Origin of the sequence: Actinoplanes sp. NPDC049668 (assembly GCF_044465445.1) — a bacterium.
GTDB lineage: Bacteria > Actinomycetota > Actinomycetes > Mycobacteriales > Micromonosporaceae > Actinoplanes.
In genome coordinates, this window is sequence record NZ_JBITLR010000002.1 from 485,455 (window position 1) to 507,046 (window position 21,592).

General features: G+C 71.4%; 10 protein-coding genes and 1 pseudogene. 2 read left to right on the forward strand and 9 right to left on the reverse strand.

Annotated elements, in window-relative coordinates; translation table 11 throughout:
• Nucleotides 1-156: 156 nt before the first annotated feature.
• The 5 genes from ACIBSW_RS09255 to ACIBSW_RS09275 all read right to left on the reverse strand — a co-directional run bounded on the left by ACIBSW_RS09255 (nucleotide 157) and on the right by ACIBSW_RS09275 (nucleotide 8,426).
• Complete coding sequence (locus ACIBSW_RS09255; RefSeq protein ID WP_354727236.1) at nucleotides 157-2,337, reverse strand: MMPL family transporter; 2,181 nt, start codon at nucleotides 2,335-2,337, stop codon at nucleotides 157-159.
• A gap of 2 nt (nucleotides 2,338-2,339) precedes the next feature.
• Entirely contained in the window at nucleotides 2,340-2,879 is a 540-nt protein-coding gene (locus tag ACIBSW_RS09260) for a TetR/AcrR family transcriptional regulator (RefSeq protein WP_354727234.1), read from the reverse strand.
• Between the two features lie 101 nt (nucleotides 2,880-2,980).
• Nucleotides 2,981-4,150: a S8 family serine peptidase gene (locus ACIBSW_RS09265; RefSeq protein ID WP_354727232.1), complete on the reverse strand. Its 1,170-nt coding sequence runs from the start codon at nucleotides 4,148-4,150 to the stop codon at nucleotides 2,981-2,983.
• Nucleotides 4,151-4,292: 142 nt separating this feature from the next.
• Nucleotides 4,293-7,778, reverse strand: coding sequence for a DUF6923 family protein (locus ACIBSW_RS09270; protein WP_354727230.1), 3,486 nt, complete (start codon nucleotides 7,776-7,778; stop codon nucleotides 4,293-4,295).
• A 228-nt stretch (nucleotides 7,779-8,006) separates the two neighbouring features.
• Nucleotides 8,007-8,426 carry a MarR family transcriptional regulator gene (locus tag ACIBSW_RS09275; RefSeq protein WP_354727228.1) on the reverse strand — a complete coding sequence of 140 codons (420 nt, stop codon included), beginning with the start codon at nucleotides 8,424-8,426 and terminating at the stop codon, nucleotides 8,007-8,009.
• Nucleotides 8,427-8,511: 85 nt separating this feature from the next.
• Here ACIBSW_RS09275 and ACIBSW_RS09280 point away from each other — a divergent pair, with 85 nt between their 5' ends.
• On the forward strand, nucleotides 8,512-10,308 hold the full coding sequence (locus tag ACIBSW_RS09280) for an ABC transporter ATP-binding protein (protein WP_354727226.1): 1,797 nt from the start codon (nucleotides 8,512-8,514) through the stop codon (nucleotides 10,306-10,308).
• Between the two features lie 2,183 nt (nucleotides 10,309-12,491).
• Nucleotides 12,492-12,619 (forward strand): annotated as a pseudogene (locus ACIBSW_RS09285).
• 381 nt (nucleotides 12,620-13,000) lie between these two features.
• Here ACIBSW_RS09285 and ACIBSW_RS09290 read toward each other — a convergent pair.
• The 4 genes from ACIBSW_RS09290 to pulA all read right to left on the reverse strand — a co-directional run bounded on the left by ACIBSW_RS09290 (nucleotide 13,001) and on the right by pulA (nucleotide 21,228).
• Entirely contained in the window at nucleotides 13,001-13,402 is a 402-nt protein-coding gene (locus tag ACIBSW_RS09290) for a hypothetical protein (protein WP_354727224.1), read from the reverse strand.
• Between the two features lie 32 nt (nucleotides 13,403-13,434).
• Nucleotides 13,435-14,262, reverse strand: coding sequence for a hypothetical protein (locus ACIBSW_RS09295; RefSeq protein ID WP_354727222.1), 828 nt, complete (start codon nucleotides 14,260-14,262; stop codon nucleotides 13,435-13,437).
• Between the two features lie 156 nt (nucleotides 14,263-14,418).
• A complete protein-coding gene (locus ACIBSW_RS09300) occupies nucleotides 14,419-15,777 on the reverse strand; it encodes an NAD(P)/FAD-dependent oxidoreductase (protein WP_354727220.1) in 1,359 nt (452 codons plus the stop codon).
• Nucleotides 15,778-15,849: 72 nt separating this feature from the next.
• Entirely contained in the window at nucleotides 15,850-21,228 is a 5,379-nt protein-coding gene (pulA, locus tag ACIBSW_RS09305) for a pullulanase-type alpha-1,6-glucosidase (RefSeq protein ID WP_354727237.1), read from the reverse strand.
• Nucleotides 21,229-21,592: the final 364 nt, after the last annotated feature.

Genomic DNA, 21,592 nt, shown 5'->3' on the forward strand with positions numbered 1-21,592 from the left:
GGTTCGTGGCTTTTTTTTGTTGTTGTCCCCGACGCCCCCACGCTCGTGGCTTTTTTTTTTCCTTTTTTTTTTTGCACCCCGGGCCGGGCCCCCCCCCCCCCCCCCGGGGGGGGGGGCCCCCCCCCCCCCCCCGGCTCGGGTGGTTCTGCTCTGGGTTCAGACCGCCGCTGGTTCGCGTTCCCGCTGGTCATCCAGTTGATCGCGGAGCCGCTCGCCCTCGATGTCGACGTTCGGCAGGGCCCGGTTCAGCCACCGCGGCAGCCACCAGGCCGCCTTCCCGAGCAGTGAGATGACCGCCGGGACTATTGTCATGCGGACAACAAACGCGTCGATCGCGACGCCGACCGCCAGCGCGAAGCCCATCGACTTGATCACCGGGTCGTCGAGCAGGATGAAGCCGGCGAAGACCGACGTCATGATCAGCGCGGCGGCGGTGACCACCCGGGCGCCGTGGCCCATGCCGCTGATCGTGGCCTCCTGCGCGTCCGCGCCGTGCACGAAGTCCTCGCGCATCCGCGACACCAGGAACACCTCGTAGTCCATCGCGAGGCCGAACAGGATGCCGATCAGCAGGATCGGCAGGAAGCTGATCAGCGGGCCCGGGGTGTCCAGGCCGACCAGCTCGCTCAGGTGCCCCTGCTGGAACACCAGCACCGTGATCCCGAAGGTCGCGCCGACGGTCAGCAGGAAGCCGAGCGCGGCCTTGACCGGCACCAGCACCGAGCGGAACACCAGCATCAGCAGCAGCACCGAGAGCCCGACCACCAGCAGCAGGTAGACCGGCATCGCGTCGGACAGCTTCTCCGACACGTCGATGCCGACCGCGGTCTGCCCGGTCAGGGCCACGTCCGCGCCGCTCACCCCGGCCACCCGGTGGCGCACCTCGTGCACCAGGTCCTCGGTGGCCGCGTCGAGCGGTCCGGTGGTCGGGATGACCGCCAGCAGGGCCGTGAGCTTGTCGCGGCTCAGGTTCGGCGGGGTGACCGCGAGCAGGTTCGGGGTGCCCTGCAGCACCTGGGTGACCTGCTGGACGGCCGCGCCGGTCCGCTCCGGCGAGTCGCTCGAGACGACCAGCGCGAGACGGCCGTTGAAGCCCGGGCCGAAGCCCGAGGTGATCAGGTCGGCGGCCTCGCGGGCCGCCGTGCCGGCCGGCGCCGCGGTCGCGTCCGGCAGCGCCACCCGCATGTCCGCGGCCGGCAACGCCAGGGCGCCGAGGGTCAGGACACCGACCAGGATCACCGGTACCCGCAGCCGGGTCACGATCCGCGCCCAGCGGAAGCCGAAGGTCTCCCCCGCGGCGTCCGGCGCCGGCCGGTCCGCGCTCGAGCGCAGCTTGCGCGGCAGCACCAGCGCGCCGGCGAAGCCGAGGAACGCGGGCAGCAGCGTGATCGCGACCAGCACCGCGACCGCCACGGTGCCGGCCGCGGCCAGGCCCATGACGGTGAGGAACGGGATGCCGACCACGGCGAGCCCGGCGAGGGCGATGACGACGGTGACGCCCGCGAAGACGACCGCGGAACCCGCCGTGCCGACCGCGCGGGCCGCCGCCTCCTGCGGCTCGAGGCCGTCGAGCAGGTTCTGCCGGTGCCGCGACGTGATGAACAGCGAGTAGTCGATGCCGACCGCGAGGCCGAGCATCAGCGCCAGCACCGGAGCGGTGCTGGTGAGGTCGACGACGCCGCTGAGCGCGAAGAGGCCGGCCATGCCGGCGCCGACGCCGATCAGCGCGTTGAGCATGGTCATCCCCGCGGCCACCAGCGAGCCGAACGTGACGACCAGGACGACCAGGGCGATGAGGACGCCGATGCCCTCGGTGCCGCCGACCTCGGGCTCGGAGTTCATCACCTCGCCGCCGTGCTCCACCCGCAGGCCGGCCGCCTCCGCGGCGGCGCCGCTCGCCTCGTACGCGGCGCGCTGCTCCTTGGTGACGGCGTCCGCGCGCTCGGCGAACTGCACCTGGATCAGCGCGTGCCGGCCGTCCTGGGACAGGGCCTTCACCGCGTACGGGTCGACGGCGCCGAGCGCGCCCGGCAGCCCCGAGGCCTCCTTGACCAGGCCCTGCACCGCCGCCGTGAGCTTCGGGTCGGCGAGCGTCGCGCCCTGCGGCGCGGCCACGACGATGGTGCCGGTCGCGCCGCTGGCCTCCGGGAACTCCCGCTGCAGGGCGTCGATGGCGCGCTGCGACTCGGTGCCGGGCATGGTGAAGTTGCTCGCCGTCGGGCCCTTGAAGGCCAGCGCCGCGCCGCCGAGCGCGGCCAGCAGCACCAGCCACAGGACGACCACGAGCTTGCGTCGCCGGAACGAGGCCCGGCCGAGTCGGTACAGCAGGGTTGCCATTCTCAGTCCTTGTCGTGAGGGGTGATCAGGGCACGCTTGGCCACGGCGACGAGCGCCTCGCGCAGGTCCTCCCCGGCCTTGTCGATGACGACTCCGGCGATGCCGCCGAGCAGCACCTCCGCGGCGAGACAGTCCGCCGGTTCCGGCGACCGGCCGGCGAGCGCGGCGCACAGGTTGTCGATGTGCGGGCGCAGGAACGCGAACGCGGGCTCCCGCAGGAACCGCGCCGCGTCGCCGTAGATGAGGGCCGCCTCCTGGCGGTATCGCAGCACCAGGTCCACGAAGCCCTCGATGGCCGCCACCTGGAGCTCGGGTCCGTCGAGGGCGGCGAGCCGCGCGTCGAGGGCGGCGAGTTCCTGCGCGGCCGGGCCGATCAGGGCGGCGAGGATCGCGTCCTTGCCGGCGAAGTGGTAGAGCAGCGTGGCCTTGGAGCAGCCGACCTCGGCGGCGATCTCCTGCAGCGAGGCGCCCTTGAACCCGACGTGGGCGAACTGCGCGGCGGCGACGACGAGGATCTCGTCACGGGTACTCCTGCGGGGCATGCGCTTCAGCATGCCTGACCGATCGGTCAGATCCTGTCCGATCGGTCAGGAAAGTGACGGAGACAACTCCCGCGGCGGGCCGCCGCGCCGGGCGGCGGGCGTCAGCGGCAGGTGCACACGATCAGGTTCGGCGACCCACGGCCGGCCGAGGTGACCTTGCCGTGGGAGGCGGCGCGCAGCAGCGCCACCCGCACCGAACTCGGCTTCCAGGTGCGGTGTGCTGCCAGCAGCAGCGCGGCCGCGCCGGCCACGTGCGGTGCCGCCATCGAGGTACCGGACATCACCTGGTGGGCCTTGTCGCTCGACTTCCAGTCCGAGGTGATCGCGAGGCCCGGCGCGAACAGGTCCACGCACCGGCCGTAGTTGGAGAACCCGGCGCGCCGGTCGCCGCGGTCGGTGGCGGCGACGGTCAGGGCGGACGGCTCGCGGGCCGGCGAGAAGTCGCAGGCGTCGCGGGACTTGTTCCCGGCGGCGACCACGAAGGTGATACCGGCGGCGACCGCCCGCTTCACCGCGTCATCGAGCACCCGGGACGGCGGGCCGTCGATGCTCATGTTCACCACGGCCGGGCCGGCCGCGTGCGCGATGATCCAGTCGATCCCGGCGATCATCTTGGCGTAGCTGCCCTTGCCCTTGCAGTCCAGCACCCGCACGGCGACGAGCCGGACCCGCCTGGCCACGCCGTACCGGGTGCCGCCGACCGTGCCGGCGACGTGGGTGCCGTGGCCGTTGCAGTCGTCGGCCTTCGCGTCACCGCCGATGAAGTCCCAGCCGTACCTGGCCCTGGCGCCGAAGTCGCTGTGGCCGATGCGGATGCCGCTGTCCAGCACGTAGACGGTCACCCCGGCGCCGCCGGTGGAGGGATAGGTGTAGGCGCCGGACAGGCGCTTTCCGCGCTGGTCGACGCGGTCCAGCCCCCACGACGGAGGCGTCCTGGCGGTGGTCGACGCGGACACCTCCCCGTCGTCGGTGACGTACGCCACGGCAGGGTCGGTGCCGAGCCGGGCGGCCGCGGACGGCGACATCCGGGTGGCGAAGCCGAGCAGGCCGCTGGTGTACATCTCGTGCACGACCCCGCCGAACCGCCGGGCCAGCGCGTCAGCCGTGGTGGGCACCTCGGCCGGGTCCGTGCCGGGCGCCAGGACGACCAGATAGTCCGCCAGCGCCTCCTGCGGACTCCGGACGCCGTGCGGGCGGGCCAACGAGGCCAGCACGCCGACGACCGCGGCGACCCACAGCGCACCCCGGACGTACCGACGTGCTCGCCGCATGCGCAGACCCCCTCGTGAAGATACGAGGAAGACATCGGCGTACCGCGGCAGGGCTTGAGCAGTTCGAGAATGACGACCGATCGGCGAGACGGCCGGCGCCAGGCGGCCGCATCACCGATGCGGCCGCATGACGGCACGTCTCTCACGCCCGGCGCAGTCGCCGCCGGCGGGTCGCCACGATCAGGCCGAGCCCGCCGAGGATCAGGGCCTGGCCGACGAGCAGGCTGACCGACAGGTCGTCTCCGGTCACCGGCAGGCCCTGTTTCACCGGGCCGTCGGGGGCACCCGGGATGGTCAGGGTGGACGGCGCCGAGGTGATCGGCGTGTCCCCGTCCTCCGGAGTCCCGATCGCGACCGCGGTGTCCTTGAGCCTGCCCGCGCGGACGTCGGCCGCGGTGAGCCGGTACGTGGCGGTGCAGCTGACCTCGGCACCGGGCTCCAGCGACGCGGCCGCGGGCGGGCAGCTCACCACCGGCACCGGACCGGAGCCGGTGAACACCGTCTCGCGGACGGCGACGTCGGTGAGGGTGACATCACCCACGTTCGTCACCAGATAGGTGAAGGTCACCGTCTGGCCCTCGACGAACCGTGCGGGAGAGGTCGGTGAGCCGCTCTTGACCACCTCGATGGCGGGCGTGCCCGCGGCGCCCCCGCTGTTGGTGATCACCTCGGTGTCGCTGGGTGGCGACGTGACCGTGCCGCCGCCGGGGGTCTTTCCGCTCGCCGTCGCGACGTTGCTGATCACGCCCCGGTCGAGGTCCTCCTGGGTCACGTCGTAGGTGACGGTGCAGGTCGTCGCGGTGCCGGGGGCCAGCGGTCCGGCGAGCGCCACGGGTGCGCAGCTCGGCGCGCCGAGCGTGCCGGTCCCGGTGAAGGACGTCTCGTCCAGGGTCAGGTCGGACAGTGGGACGCCGCCGGTGTTGTCGATGAGGTACGTGTAGGTGATCCGCTCCCCGACCGTGTCCACGGCGTCGGGGGCGACGCTCTTGGTCAGGTCCAGGTGGGGCAACCCGGTGGGTGTCACGCCCGGGACCGTCACGACGGCGGACGCCGGGTTGGAGACGACGCTGCCGCCACCGTCGGCCGCCGTGCCGACCGCGACCGCGGTGTTCCGGATGGTTTCGCGGTCCACGTCGGCCTGGGTCACCGTGTACGTCGCGGTGCAGGTGATGGACTCCGACGGTGCCAGCGGCGCGGTGAGCGCGGTGGGCCGGCAGGTCGGCGTGGAGAGCCTGCCGGTGCCGGTGAACGTGGTCTCGTCGATCGAGGAGAGGGTCACCGCCACGCTGCTGTTGTTGGTGATCTGGAAGGTGTAGGTGATCCGGTCGCCGGCGGTGTCGTAGACATCCGGATCGGCGTCCTTGACCAGGGCGAGGGCCAGGCGGGTGGTGACGCCGACGGTCGCCGGGGCCTCGGGAGAGGTGGTCGTCGACCCGTCCGGCGCGATGCCGGTGGCGGTGGCCACGTTGGACACATGACCGGCGTTGATGTCGGCCTGGGTGACCGCGTACCTGGCGGTGCAGGTGGCCCTGGCGCCCGGCGCGAGCGTCGTCGGGCTCAGCGCGCAGGGCGGGTTCGCCAAGGTGCCGGTGCCGCTGAACTCGACGTCCCGCACGGCGGCGCCGGTCAGGGTCACGTTGCCGCTGTTGACGGCCGTGAAGGTGTAGGTCACGGTCTGCCCGGCCGCGTCGACCGTGGCGGGTGTGACCGTCTTGGTCAGCTCCAGCGACGGCTCCTGGCTGAGGTCGACCGGGGCGGAGTCCTCGTTGGAGGTCACGGGCAGACCACCGGGATCGGTGCCGGCGGCCCGGGCCTCGTTGGTGATGATCGGCTGCGGGTCGTCCATGTCGGCCTGGGTCACCGTGTACGTCGCGGTGCAGGTCACGGTGATGCCGGGCGCCAGCGAGGCGGCCTCGGCCGGGCACCTGATCGACGACAGGTCTCCGGCGCCGTCGAAGCCGGTCTCGGAGATGTTCACCCCGCTGACGGGTACGTTGCCGGTGTTGGTGACCGCGTAGGAGTAGGCGACCTGCTGCCCGGCGGCGGTGATCAGGACCGGATCCGCGCTCTTCTCCAGCGACAGGCGGGCCACCCTCAGGCTCGGAATGACCACGGTGGAGGGCGGCGATTCCACCGGGACCAGCGAATCCGGCGGGGTGCCGGTCGCGACGGCCGTGTTCTCGACGGAGAGTTTGCCCACGTCGGCGCCCGTGAGGGTGTACGTGGCGGTGCACACGGTCTGCTCCGTGGGTGCGAGCAGGGCGGCCTTCGCGTCGCAGGCGATGGCGGAGATGGCGCCCGAACCGGTGAAGTCCGTTTCGCGGATGCCGACGTTGGTCAGCGGGACGTTCCCGGAGTTGGTCGCCACGAAGGTGTACGTGATGGTCTGGCCGTCGACGAAGGTCGACTGACCCAACGGTGCGGCGGACTTCTTGATCGTGATCGCCGGCTGCGCCATCGCGGTGTTGGTCACCGTGCAGGCGTAGTCATGGGTGGTGGTGATCGGCAGCGTCCAGCTCCCGGCGCCGCCGCCGGGGGTGACCGGGGCGCCGGTGGTGGTGTCGGTGCACGTGATCGTGGAGTCGTAGTCGGCCAGGTCCGACGCCGAACCTTCGGCCATCGCGTCGGTGATGGTGTAGGTGCCGTTGTCGTCGACCGGCCAGTTGGTGGTGCTCGCCGTGGTGGCGCCGCCCGCGGTGGTGGCCGAGGTGACGGGGTCGCCGCCGCTGTCGAGCAGGCTCACGGTGAACTGGTCACTCGCCCGCAGGCGCGCGGGCACCGACTTGGTGAGCGTGACCGTGGGAATCCGGTCCAGGAAGCACCGCGCGCCGTCGTTGCCGGACGAGGTGGGTCCCTTGGAGACCAGGATCGCGGCGCGGGTACCCGGGTCGATGCGGTAGATGAAGCCGCTCTCGTTGTTCGAGGCGTACAGGAAGCCGCTGGCGTCGGCGTAGGTGGCGCCGTACGCGGACCTCTGGTTCTTCACCTCCGACGGCACGCCGGCGATCGCACCCAGGTCCGACATGACATGCGAGGTCCGGTCGAAGCGGAGCAGGTGGGCGTTGCCGCTGCCCGAGGTGGTCTCGGCGACCCCGAACAGCGCGCCGGCGACGTAGGACCAGTCCGAGGGCAGGTACAGCCCGGGCAGGCGGGCGATCGTGCCCTTGGCGACCAACGCGGGAGGGGTGGACGCCCCGGGTGCCAGGTCGACCTCGAACCACAGCGCCGGGGTGGCATTGGAGTTCATCTGCCACAGGTGCCCGGACGGGTCGAAGTCGCCGACGTTGATGGCGGTGACCGGGAAACCGGTGGGCCGGCCCAGCCCGAACATGGTTCCGTCTTTGTGGATCCGCGTCAGCTGGTCGGTCTGCTGGTCCCAGCCGTAGAAGTAGTCGTCGAGGGTGTTGTAGCCGACTCCGTTCACGGCGCGCGTCGTCTTACCTGAACCGGTGGCGACGGCGCCGGTGGCGAGGTTGACCTGCTGGACGTGGTGCGGGGTGCTGGTCGTCCCGTTCGGGCTCTGGAACAGGTAACCGAACTGGTCACAGGTCCACGGTTCAGTCGCGGCCAGTGCGGGGGCGGGTGCTCCGACCGCGGCCGCGGCCGCGCTCGTGACCGCCAGCAACACGGCCCCGACCCAGGCCGCCCGGCGGCGGACTTGATGACGTCCAAACATGAGCTTCTCCCGTAACAGCCGCCGCTTCACGCGACACAGGTGCCGTTTCATCCATGCCGAACGCAGTTATAGCGTCACAATTAGTCATCAAATCGTTGAATAGCGATTCCGATGGTCATAACTGGCCATACCACCCACGAAGCCGCTTGGCGACTACTTTCCGTGATCGCCGGGCGGCGTCTAGTCGCGCAGTTCGCGCAGGATGCGGGCCAGCTCGGTGCGGTCGCCGCCGCTGAGGCCGGCGAAGAAGCGCTCCGCCGCGGCCTGCCGGGCCGCCTTGATCGCCGCGCCGGTGGCGGTGCCCGCCTCGGTGAGGGTCAGCAGGGTCGCGCGCCGGTCGGCCGGGTCGGGCGCGCGGACGACCAGGCCGCGCTCCTGCAGGTCGTCGACGACCTCGGTGGCCGAGCGGGGCGCGATCCGCAGGTGCTCGGCGAGCGCGCCCGGGCGCATCGGGCCGTGGCGCCACAGGACGCTGAGCGCCCGGCCGTGCGACGGCGAGACGTTCAGCGGGCCGAGGGTCTCGCGGTTGAGATGGCGCAGGTTTCGGGCGACGGACCAGAACAGCTCGGACAGGCTGTCGTCGTCGGCGGTTCGGTCCACCGGAATACCGTACCAGCGATTGCGGTTGTTCCCTCATGTTGAGGTAACCTCAGCTAATCACCGTACCGGAAGAAGGTAGTCGCTCTTGGAATCACCACCCGCGGAAGGCGGCCGCCGCGGCCGCGCACACACCGTCACCGCCGCCGAGAGGAAGCAGGCCGGCGAGGTCTCGCTGCGCCGCATCGGCGGGCTCTTCGCCGCGCACCGCCCGCAGCTCGCACTCGTCACCGCGATCATCGTGGCCTCCTCCGTGCTCGCCATGGCCGCGCCGTTCCTGCTCCGCGAGATCATCGACCGCGCGCTGCCCACGCAGGACCTGACGCTGCTGGCCTGGCTGGTCGCCGGCATGGTCGCCGTCGCCGCCGTGACCTCCGCGCTCGGCGTCGTGCAGACCTGGATCTCCACCACCGTCGGCCAGCGGGTCATGCACCGGCTGCGCACCGAGGTCTTCGCGCACCTGCACCGCCAGTCCGTGGCGTTCTTCACCCGGACCCGGACCGGCGAGGTCCAGTCGCGGATCACCAACGACATCGGCGGCATGCAGTCGGTGGTCACCTCGACCGCGACCTCGATCGCCGCCAACCTCACCACCGCCGTCGCCACCGCGGTCGCCATGGCCGCCCTGTCCTGGCAGCTCTCCCTCGTCTCGCTGATCGTGCTCCCGCCGGCGATCCACCTGACCCGCCGCGTCGCGCGGATGCGCCGGGAGATCACCGCGCGGCGCCAGCGCGAGCTCGCCGACCTCAACGTGATCGTCGAGGAGGGACTGTCGATCAGCGGCGTGCAGCTGAGCAAGACCATGGGCACCGGCCCCGCGCTGGTCGAACGCTTCACCGCATCGTCGACCCGGCTCATCGACCTGGAGCTGCGCTCCGAGCTGGCCGGCCGCTGGCGGATGGCCGCGATGAGCATCATCTTCGCCGCCATCCCCGCGCTCATCTACCTCAGCGCCGGCCTGCCGATGACCGCCGGCACGCTCAGCATCGGCACCCTGGTCGCGTTCACCGGCCTGCAGGCCGGCCTGTTCCGGCCGCTGATGGGCCTGCTGGGCGTCGGCGTGTCGCTGACCAGCTCGCTCGCCCTGTTCGCGCGCATCTTCGAATACCTGGACCTGCCGGTCGAGGTGGACGACCCCGCCGAGCCGGTACGCCTGGACCGGCCGGTCCGCGGCCACCTGCGCTTCGAGGACGTCACGTTCGCGTACCCCGGCAGCGCCACCGCCGCGGTCACCGGCGTCACCCTGGACGTCCCGGCCGGCACCTCGCTCGCCCTGGTCGGCGCGACCGGCTCCGGCAAGAGCACCATCGCCGCCCTGATCGCCCGCCTGTACGACCCGGCCGCCGGCCGCATCACCGTCGACGGAATCGACATCCGCGACCTGCGCCTGGCCGACCTGGCCGACATCGTCGGCGTGGTCAGCCAGGAGACCTACCTGCTGCACACGACGGTCCGGGAGAACCTGCGCTACGCCCGCCCCGACGCGACCGACGAACAGATCGAACAGGCCGCGCGGGCCGCACACATCCACGACCTGATCGCGGCCCTGCCCGAGGGCTACGACACGGTCGTCGGCTCCCGCGGACACCGCTTCTCCGGCGGCGAGAAACAACGCATCGCGATCGCCCGAACCCTGCTGCGCGACCCGCGGATCCTGGTCCTGGACGAGGCCACCAGCGCCCTCGACACCGTGACCGAACGCGCCGTCCAGCACGCCTTCGACGAACTCTCCCGCGGCCGCACCACGGTCACCATCGCCCACCGCCTCTCCACAATCCGCGACGCCGACCAGATCGCGGTGGTCGAGCACGGCCGCGTCCTCGAGTCCGGCGACCACGCCACCCTCCTCTCGGCCGGCGGCAACTACGCCGCACTGGCCGCCTGACCGGCAGCACCCACACCACCCAGCCCACACCCGCAGCCGCAGCCGCAGCCGCAGCCGCAGCCGCAGCCGCAGCCGCAGCCTCGACCCCAGGCCGCGTGGCCAGCGGAACCACACCACCCAGGCCACATGCCCGGCCGCAGCCGCCACCCCGGCCGCATAACCAGCGGAACCACACCACCCAGGCCGCGCGACCTGCGACAACCACCGCCTGGGTGATCACCGTGCTCGCCGCACCGCCCCGGCCACGCGACCAGCGACAACCCCACCGCCCAGACCGCGCGACCAGCGACAACCACCGCCTGGGTGATCACCGTGCTCGCCGCACCACCCCGACCACGCGACCAGCGACAACCCCACCGCCCAAGCCACTTGAACGGCGATCCACGTCGGTAACTCGTGGAAATAGCCCCGCCCGTCGGCCTCCTGGGTCGGACGGGGACCGTCGGCATTTCCGGGGCTACTCCCCCGGCTTCCGGATGACGGCCTCCGAGGTGCGCCCGCAGTGCAGCGCCTGGACAGCAGCTGCCGCACACGGACGCGCCACCGGGCGGTCGTGATCGCCAACAGCAGCAGGCGGGCTGTGTAGGTGCCGCTGTACAGACCCGAACCTCGACCATCAGGAGGCACTCCGCGGCCCCGACCGGGTGTCGAGCCTGTCCCGGCTGGGGAGCCCGGCTTCCACCGTTGCCGGCCTCCTTCACGTGCTCGCCGGCCCACCCGGATTCGGCACCCCTTGCGGATCACGACGCGCTTTCAGTGCCACCGACGCTGACACGACAGGTCACTCCGCGCGAATTCCACTCCCACCGCAAAATAGAGCGAAATGTGTGCGGACCTGCCGATGATGACACATCCGCCGGGCCGCCGGAAATGCCTGATGCAGCGAGCATCCTATTCGCCGCGATATCCCAGGTTCGAAATTACTGGGCTGGCGGAGGTCTTGCATTCTGCCGTTGGTTGTCGCGATTCAATTCGCGGTGGGTGCTGCTTGTTGTTCGCGCGTGGATGCCGACCCAGTCGCGATGATCCTGGTGCGGATGAGGTCGGCGCGGGCGGCCACGGTTCGCCAGTGCGGTGCGGGTGGGCGTGGCGGCGGCCCGCTGCCCTTCGCCGGCGCGTTCCTCCGGGGGTGGTCGCCGAATGCGGTTCGGGTCGCGATCCCGGCACCGGCTCGCCCATGCCGTCCCAGTCGGCCCACCTGGCCGGGTGGGTCTGACAGGCCGGGGAATCGGGGTCGGCGTCTCCCAGCGAGGCCGATCCGATGATCGGTCTCGCCGAGCGGGCAGGTCTTGGCTGATCCCACCTGGCCTGAGGTTTCGCCCGGCAAGCGCGCCTGTCCGATCTCCATTTGACCGGCGACCCCGTTCGGCGGATGCACTTTGGTCGGTTCCACCGGATCGGTGATCCCGTCCGGTGGAAACGTCCGCACAGGTTCCACCAGGGCGCGCGGTTTCACCCGACGGAGCCGTCCGCGCAGGATCCACCAGGTGCACGATCCCACCCGACGGAGACGCCCGTGCAGATCCCGCCACGTGCGCGGTTCCGCTCGGCGGAGACGTCCCGCGCAGGTTTTGCCTGGTCGGCGAGGCCGGTGAGCCGGTGCGCCTCGGTGGGGTCGGTCTTGCCGGGGGTTCGGGGTTGTCGACGGCGGGCAGGCTGCGGTGCCGCGACGGATCCCGATGGGTCGGGGTGGTGCGGTCCGGCGCCGGGCGTCGGGTCGGTTCGACGTGGACGGGTCCGGCTCGGTGGGTCGGCTGCGGGCTCTCCGGGCGCCGCCCCGCCGGGCCTGCCGCAGGGTGTTCACCGTGTCGGCCGCGCAGCTGCCGCAGGCGCCGGGCATGGCGTTGGGTCAAGCCCCATGCGCGGTGCCGCTCGTGCTCGCGGCGGAACTCGTCGCGCTCGGCGGAGTGATTTCGGGATGCGGTGCGGTCACGCATGGCGGCCAACTCGCTGCTGGTGAAGAACTGAAGCTGCCGCGTCCGCATGTATTCATTGTCCCGGAACGGCTGACGCTTTTCCTTTCCTACCCGCTTTCGATCATGCCAACTTTATCGTCGGCGAATACGGATCATGAAATGGCCGCGTGTTTAGATGAGCGCCACAATAAATGCTTAACAGGCCGACCCTCTCATGGCGTCGAGAATACGGCTGCTCAGTGTGCCTGCCTGAGACATACTGAGTTCGGACCGGTGGCAGAGCCGGGTTAATGCATCGCTCAGAGTCGTTGGCCGGGCACGCACGGGCGACTCGAAGGCGCGTGGGGCCGCTGGCGTGCCATGCCCCACCAGGGGTTCAAATCCCCTCCGGTCCGCGAGTTCCTCTGCCTGCGGTCGCGCTCGGTGCCGGACCACGGGTGGCAGGACCTGGCCGACTGCCCGCATGCACTCCAAGCCCAACCGTGCCGGAGCAGGCCACCAAGCCGCGCTTGCCCTCGCCGACCTGGCAAGCCGCCTTACCTCGATCGAACTCCGTGACACTCGGTTCCCCGACTACGGCCTGAGCCGCGAGGATCTCGCCGGACTGATCCCGTGGGCGCACCAATGGGCCGACGACATCGTGTTACGTCTGCGCCAGGAACCCGATCCGGGCAGCCCGAAGCGGTACCGGCTGGCGAGCCACATCAGCCGGCCGACCCCGACGGCTGCTACGCCGCCCTGGCGGCGGAGAGCCGGCGACAGCGGGCGGTGGTGGATCAGGGCTTGCAGGTGGTCTGGAGGTTGGTGCTGACCCGGTCGGCGAAGGTGGCGTCATCGGTGAGGCGCTGCCGCAGCTGGGTGACCTGGGTCTTGGTGAGCCCCGGGTATGCCGGGGTGGCCGCGTAGGCCTTGGCCATCTCGGCGGGGTCGTCGTACACGGTGGACTGCACGGAGCACAGGTGCGCGGCGGTCGCGGTGATGAAGGTGTCCTCGGCCGTCTGTGGTCCGCCGGCCGGTGCGGCCTCTGCGGTCGCCTCCGCCTGGGCCGGGGCGACCTGGGCCGCGGCGGTGGTTTCGGTCTGTGCGCCGCAGCCGGTGAGTCCGAGCAGGGCTGTCGCCGCCGCGGCGCCGGCCGCGGCGAGGGTCAAGGTGCGGGTGAGGGTGGCGCGTGCTCGCATGGTCGGCTCCGTTCGGGTGGCGGGCAGGGTGGTCAGACGGCGCCGAGCAGGATCGAGCCGGTGAAGCTGCCGCCGTCGTAGGTGGCCTTGACCGGGACGCGGACGGTGGTGTCGGCGGGCTGGTTCCAGGCGGTGGCGTCGAGGCGGACGCGGACGAAGTCGTCCTGGCCGACCGGCAGGGTGGAGCCGCCGTCGAGGCCCGCGGAGTCGCGGTCGCCGGGGTAGACGACGCTCAGCCCGGCCGGCGGGGTGAGGGTGACGCGGAAGTTGTCCAGGTTCGGCCTGTTGCCCCGGAAGGTGATCGTGGTCCAGGTCGGGGTGTCCTTCTTGATCAGGACGGGTGCCGTCTTCAGGACCACTGCCGGGTCTGTGCTCGGCGTCACGGGCAGGGTCACGGGCAGGCTCACGCTGCCCTTGGGCCCGCTGCAGACGACCTTCTTGTCCTTGAGGTCGTCGTCCTTCTTGATCTGCCCGGGCGGGAGTACGCGATAGTCCACGTTCAGCGTCAGCGCGACGGGTGCGGCCGCGGCGGGTGCCGTGACGCGGAACGCGGTGTAGTCCAGGTTCCCCGCGGCGAGCGTGTCGGCGGTGTAGAACGACGAGAAGTCACCGGTGCTGGCCGGGTAGCCGACCGTCGGCCCCTTGCCGGTGAGGGTCACCTGGACGTCGCAGACGTCCTGGTCGGCCCGCCACATGGTGCTGACCCAGCCCTGCTGGCCGGGAAGCATCGTGGCCAGGGTCGGCACCATCAGCGTCAGGGCTTCGTCCTTGGCCGCCGCCGAGGCCGGCGCCGCGAGGCTCACCATCCCGGTCCCCGTCGCCGCCATCAGCACCGATGCCGCGCCTACCCGAACCCGCATTCGACCATCCCCCGTTTGACGTCGGCGTACTGCCCGTACGCAGGCACCATCGGCACCGGATCGGGCGCCGTTAGCCCGGATCCCGGTCACGGCGGGCTGAACGTGTGAGCGGCTACCCGGCGGCAACCGGACGGGACCGCGCCCGCAACGCGGGGGTCAGGACGGGTCGGCGGACCGGTTCGCGGCGTGGCGGTCGAAGGGGTCGCCGTATTCGCGGACCGCGGTTCGGGCGAAGGCCTGCTGGAACGTGGAGACGCGTTCCGAGCGCCCCCGGCCCAGGAAGCTGACCGCCCAGTGCAGCACCGCCGTGACCCGGTTCTTGAAGCCGACCAGGTAGAGCAGGTGCACGGCGAGCCACATCAGCCAGCCGAGGAAGCCCGACACCCGCAGCCGGCCGACGCTCGCCACCGCCGAGAAGCGGGAGATCGTCGCCATGCTGCCCTTGTCGAAGTACTTGAACGCCGGCCCGGGCTCGCGGCCGCCCAGGCGGCGTTTGACCTGGTCGGCGACGTAGCGGCCGCTCTGGATCGCGACCTGGGCGACGCCGGGCAGGGCGTCGAGGGACATCATGTCGCCGACCGCGAAGATCTCCGGGTGTCCGGGCAGCGAGCAGTCCGGGTTCACCCGCAGGCGGCCCGCGCGGTCCGTGCCGGTGCCGGTCGCCTCGGCGAGGCGGGCGGCCAGCGGGGGTGCGGCGACGCCGGCGGCCCACATCTTGGTCATGGATTCGATGCGCAGGCGGCCGCGCTTCGTCTCCACCTCGATGCCGGTGGCGTCGACGCCGACCACGCGGGTCTCCAGCTCGACCTCGACGCCGAGCAGGTGCAGCCGGCGCAGGGCGCGGGTGGACAGCTGGTCGCCGAAGGTGTTGAGCACCGCGGGAAGGGCGTCGACCAGGATGATCCGGGCGCGGCGCGGGTCGATGTGGCGGTACTGGCCGGGCAGGTTGCGGTGGGCCAGTTCGGCGATCTGGCCGGCCATCTCGACGCCGGTCGGGCCGGCGCCGACGACGACGAAGGTCAGCCAGCGTTCCGCGGCGGCGGGGTCGGGCTGCAGGTCCGCCAGTTCGAACGCGCCGAAGATGCGGGCGCGCAGCTCCAGCGCGTCGTCGATGCTCTTCATGCCGGGCGCGTGGTCGGCGTAGGCGTCGTTGCCGAAGTAGGACTGTGACGCGCCGGCGGCGACGATCAGGGTGTCGTAGCCGACGGTGTAGTCGATGCCGGGCGCCTCGACCGCCAGGGTCTTGGCCGCGACGTCGATGTCGGTGACCGTGCCGAGCTTGACGTCGACGTTGTCCTGGCGGCGCAGGATCTCCCGGATCGGCGGGGCGATCTCGCCCTCGGAGAGGATGCCGGTCGCCACCTGGTAGAGCAGCGGCTGGAACAGGTGGTAGGCGGTGCTGTTGATCAGGGTGACGTCGACCGGTGCGCGGCGCAGGGACTTCGTGGCGAAGAGCCCACCGAAGCCGGCTCCGACGACCACCACGCGGTGCCGGCGATCAGATCTTTGTGGCATCAGACGACGGTACGCCTGCCGGTGGTCACCATCGGGGCGGGAGGTGACCACCGGCAGGCCGTTGCGGGCCCGTCAGTTCTGCACGAACACCGCCGTCGTACGGGCCGGCACCCTGAAGGTGCCGGTGGCCCGGTCGAAGCCGGCCGGCTCGTGCTGGGCCGGGTGCAGGCCGATCGAGGCGCCCGCGAGCGCCGGGACCGTCTGGCCGACCTCGGCCGGGGTGGCGTTGAAGACCACCGTCACGGACTTCCAGCGGCGGTCCAGGCCGCGGCCGTCCAGGTGCATCGTGATCACACCGGGGGTCTCGGCCGTGCCGGAGAGCGGGAACGACAGGCGCTTCTGCACCTCGGCCGCCGTCGGCAGCCCGAAGACCGGCGACGACTTGCGGATCTCCAGCAGCTCCCGGTAGCGGGCGTCGGCGAGGTTCACCGCGTCACAGCCCGGCACCAGCTTCGGGTCGGCCAGCAGCGGCTTGGCGTACTGCCACTTGGGCTCGTTGTCGGCGGCCGGGGGCAGGCCGCGGCCGAAGCCGTTGCCCTTGGTGCAGTCCCACTGGATCTGGTTGAACCAGTCACCGGAGTTGAACGAGTTGCGGTCGAGCGACTTCGAGCGCAGCCGCTCGCTGCCCGCGGTGACGAAGCCAACGCCCTGGCCGAGCGCCGTCGTCGCCAGGGCGACGGACTGCAGCTTGGCGCGGTCCAGCGCCGGCGTCGCCTGCGGCAGCTTGTACGCGAACGCGTCGTACAGGATCTCGTTGTCGTGCGCGTCGACGTAGGTGATCGCCTCGCCCGGCGCGGCGTTGTAGCCCGCCGGGGACCCGTTGTAGTCGATCTGCGCGCCGGTGACCGGCTTGCCCGCGCTGCCGACGAACCGGTACGCCGCCAGGTTGCCGCTCAGGCCCACCTTGATCTGGTCCTGGTAGCGCAGCAGCCGGGCCTTCTGCTCCTCGGGCGTGCCGTTGATCGGGTCGCCGTTGGGCGCGGTGAACAGGCCGGACGCGAAGCCCTGAATCCGCGGGTTGCCGTCGAACGGTCCGCCGCCGCGCACGGCGTCGCGGAGCCGGTCGTTGAACGTGCCGATGCCGGTGCCGGCCATGTTGGCCTGGGTGGCCTGCTCGAACCGCGCGTCGTTCGCGATCTCGCCGAAGTTCCAGCCCTCGCCGTACAGGTAGATCTTCTTGCCGTCGACGCCGTCGCGGGAGAGCGTGAGCTTGTCGAGCGCGGCCCGCACGGCCAGGATGTTCGCCTTCGGGTGGTGGCCCATCAGGTCGAAGCGGAAGCCGTCGACCTTGTACGCCTTCGCCCAGGTGACGATCGAGTCGACGACGAGCTTGCCCATCATCGTGTTCTCCGGCGCGGTGTTGGCGCAGCAGGTCGAGTTCGCCACCGTGCCGTCCTCCAGCAGGCGCTGGTAGTAGCCGGGGACGATCTGGTCGAGCACCGAGTGCGGGTCGGTGCCGGCCGCCGACGTGTGGTTGTAGACGACGTCCATGACCGCCCGCAGGCCGGTGCCGTTGAGCCCGGCGACCATCTGCCGGAACTCCTTGGTCCGCGCGGCCGGGTCGACGGCGTAGCCGCCCTCCGGCGTCGTGTAGTGCAGCGGGTCGTAACCCCAGTTGAAGCCGTCCTGCGCGGCGACCGCCGCGACGCACTTCTGCTGCTCGTCGGAGTCCGGCGGCAGCTTCGCCAGGTCGCAGGCCGGCTGCTTCTGGTCGGCGCGCCGCTCGGGGATGGTGGCGAAGTCGAACACCGGCAGCAGGTGCACGTGGGTGGTGCCGGCCGTGGCGAGGGACTTCAGCTGCTTCATGCCCGCGGTCCGCGGGTCGGTGAAGGCGCCGTAGGTGCCGCGTTGCGCCGCGGGCACCGTCTCGTCGGCGATGGAGAAGTCGCGGACGCTGAGCTCCGAGATCTGGATCCGGGCGGGGGTGTACTCCGGCTTGCGCAGCCCGGACCAGCCCGCCGGGGCGAGCGCCGGGTCGGTCAGGTCGGTGATCCGGCTGTGCGTCGAGTCGGCCGACAGGTCGACCGAGTACGGGTCGGTCACCGACGCCGTCACGACCTTGCCCGCGGCCGGCTGCCAGGCGGTGACCCGGTACCGGTAGTACTTGCCCTTCCAGTCCTTGGTGCCGGTCGCCGACCAGACGCCGGTGTCGGCGTCGCGGGTCATCGGCACCTGCTTCGCGGTCGCCGCCGGGTCGTCGAAGAGCTCGAGCGCGACGGTACGGGCGGTGGGCGCCCAGACGGCGAGCGTCGGCCGCTTGCCGTCGAAGGTCGGGCCGAGGTCCTCGCCGGCCGCATCGGCGTAGACGTCGTCGAGGACACCCGCGGTCTGCACGCCGGTGGCGGAGAGCAGCTTGCCCTCGGCGTCGCGCTCGGTGACCGCGACCTGGCCGCGCAGCACGTTCTTGAGCCCGGGCAGGTCGCCGGTGCGGAACGCCGGGTACTGCCACAGGTGCGGGTTCTTCGCGCGCTGCGCCTCGGTGAGGCCGTTGCGCCGGGCGGTGAGCCGGACGCTCTCGTGCGGGCCGGCCAGCTCGCCGTCGAGGATGCTCAGGCCACCTTCGGGCGCCCAGACCAGGTCGTACACGCGGCCGTCGGTGCCCGCCCCGACCGGCTCGAGCGTGGTGCCGGTGCCGGTCTTCCAGGCGATCGTCTGCCGGTCGATCCAGACGGCGTTCGACTTGCTCAGGTCGGCGACGCCGCCGCCGGCCTTGCGCACCACGGGCAGCAGCCGGTCCGGTACGCCGGCGAGCAGCCAGGTCTCGCGCCCGGCGGCGGAGAAGTCGAGCCGCTGGTCGTCGGGGAGGTCCTTGGTGTCGCCCTTGTGAATGATGTAGTTCAGCCCGGTCGCCCCGGCCGCCAGCGGCACCCGGAACGTCACGCCGTAGTCGTCGGTCGCGGCGGGCGCCAGCGGCGCGGACCAGTCGGTCGGGCTCGCCGCGCCGGACCAGACGTGCATGCCCCAGCCGGCGTAGTCGTTGTCGGCGCGCCGGTAGTGGATGACCGCCGTGTTCGGGTCCTGCTCGACGGCCGGCCCGGTGGTGACGATCGCCGGGTCGCCCTGCTTGAGCCAGATCTCGGGGTTCTTCCCGGGGTCGAGGAAGCGGTCCTGCCCGACGTCCTTCACGCCGTTCTTGTCGACCACGATGAACCCGACGTTCTTGGCTCCGGGCTTCAACTTCACCCAGGCGAAGCGCCCGTACGCGTCCACGCCGTCGAACGGCTGCCCGGCGGGCCACTCGGTGGCGGCCGACGGGTCGATGTCGCCGAAGGTGTACAGCCCCCAGTCGTCGTAGTCGCCGTCGGGACGCTGGTAGTGCACGATCGCGTAGTCGGGCCCGGCGGTGACCGCCGGCGTGCCGACCTTGATCTGCGTCGTGGTGGTCGCGAGGCGGCCCTTGCTGTCCCGCACGACCGCCTTGTACCTGACCGCGGTGCCGCCGGCCAGGCCGGTCAGGTCGTGGTAGACCCGGTACGGCGCGCGGTCGGCGGTGCCGAGCGGCCGCCACGGCCCGTTGCCGACCTGCGCGGCGAAGGTGACCGTGGAGAGCGGGTCGCCGGTGGTCTCGGCGGTGAGCGCGGCGCGGGTCGGCACGAGCGCGCCGGCCGCGGGCGCGGTGAACTTCACGGTCGGCGCGGCCGCCGCCGCGGCGATCGGCTTCGCGGCCTTGACCACCACGGTCGACAGCGCGGGTACCCGGACGGTCAGCTTGCCGTCGGCGCCGGTGGCGGCCGGCGCCGCGCCGCCGTAGACGCCCGCGAAGGAGGCGTTCGGCGTCCAGGTGTCGAGCGTGACGGTCTGCGCGGTGGTCGCGTTGTTGGCGGCGACCACGTACTCGGTGTTGGTGCGGCGGTCGATCCGCGAGGCGGCGAAGACGCCGGGGCCGTCGGCCGCGTACCGGGTGACCTGCACGCCGTCGACCAGCGCCGGGTGCAGCTTGCGCACGTCGGCGAGCGAGCGGATGGTCCGGTAGATCGGGTGGTTGCTCTCGTAGTTGGCGCTCGCGTGGGTGCGGTCGGTGCCGATCAGGTCGTCGTCGAGGTACTCGGCCGTCTTGGACGCGAACATGTCCTGCCGGGCGTCCTTGTCGCCGCCGGGGCCGGTGAAGCCCTGCTCGTCGCCGGAGTAGACGACCGGCTGGCCGCGGGTCAGGAACATCAGCTCGTGCGCGAGCTGGTCGCGGCGCAGGTAGGTGGCGGGGTCGGCGGAGCCGCCCTGGATGAACGAGCCGATCCGGCCTATGTCGTGGTTGCCGAGGAAGGTCGGCAGCCGGTCGGCGCCGGTGTCGGGCGCGGTGTAGAGGTCGTCCGCCTCGTAGAGGCCGGAGAGCGCCTTCGCCGAGCCGCCGTCCGCGGTGAACGACTTCGCGGCCGCCTGGAAGGAGAAGTCGAGGGTCGCCGGCAGGCCGCCGCGGCGCACGTAGGTCGACTGGATCTCCTGGTCGGCGCTGTACACCTCGCCGAACATGAAGAAGTCCTTCTTACCGGCCTTGCGGGCGGCGGCGTCGATGCCGTCCGCGAACTGCGGCCAGAAGTCCAGGTTGGTGTGCTTGACCGTGTCGAGGCGGTAGCCGTCGATGCCGGTCTTCGCGATCCAGTCGCCGTAGATCTTCGTCATGCCCTTGACGACCTCGGGGCGCTCGGTGAACAGGTCGTCGAGGCCGAAGAAGTCGCCGTACTCGCTGTCCTCGCCGACGAAGGTCGAGTCGCCGCGGTTGTGGTACATCGCCGGGTCGTTGAGCCAGGACGGCGACTTGACCCGCGCGTCCTTCGCCTCGATCACCGGGGTGTACGGGTACGACGCGTCGTTGAGCTTCGGGAAGGCCCGGGTGCCGTCGGCGTAGTTGCGGTCCTCGAACGGCCGGCCCTGCGCGTCGGTGTACGGCGAGGTCGGCTTGTCGATGTAGCTGTACTTGTCCTCGGCGTACTTGATGACGTCCGCGGTGTGGTTGACGATGATGTCGAGGAAGATCTTCATCCCGCGCTTGTGCGCGAGCTTGACCAGCCGCTCGAGGTCGGCGTTCGTGCCGAAGTGCGGGTCGACCTGGGTGAAGTCGGTGATCCAGTAGCCGTGGTACCCGGCCGAGATGTCGGCGCCGCGGCCCTGCACGGGCCGGTTCTTGAAGACCGGCGCGAGCCAGATGGCGGTGGTGCCCAGCCCGTGGATGTAGTCCAGCCGGTCGATGATGCCCTGCAGGTCGCCACCGTGGTAGAAGCCCTTGTCGGCGGGGTCGTAGCCGGTCGAGAGCCGGTCGCCGGGCAGCCCGCCGTCGTCGTTGGCCGGGTTGCCGTTGGCGAACCGGTCCGGCAGGACGAAGTAGAACTGCTCGGACGGCCCGGGCCGCTGGTCGAAGCCCCAGCTCGCGAGCGCGGCCGCGGTCGGCTCGGCGCCGCTCGCCGCGCGCGCGGGCACGGCGGAGGCCACCGGGAGCAGCACGGCGAGGACCAGCATGACGACGAAGCTCAGACGACGTCTGAGCAGCAGGATTTCCACATTGAGGCCTTCCGATGGGTGGCGACGGACGCACGCTAACCCTCGACGGATGGCCCTTGCAAGACCTTGCAGTAACTGTCGCGTAATTACATCGCATCGCCGCAGTAACAATATGGACATAGGGGCCTCAGCCGGCCGCACCGTCCGGCCGCAGCCGCACCACTCGCCCCTCGAGCCGGGCCCGCTCCGCGGCCCAGACCACCCGGTGCGTGGCAAGACTTTGCGTCGGCGACCTCGAGGACCTCCTCGGCACCGGTACGGAAGTCGACGTACCGCAGCCGCGCGCCGTCGCCGTCCAGGTAGCCGTGCGTGCCCATGAGCC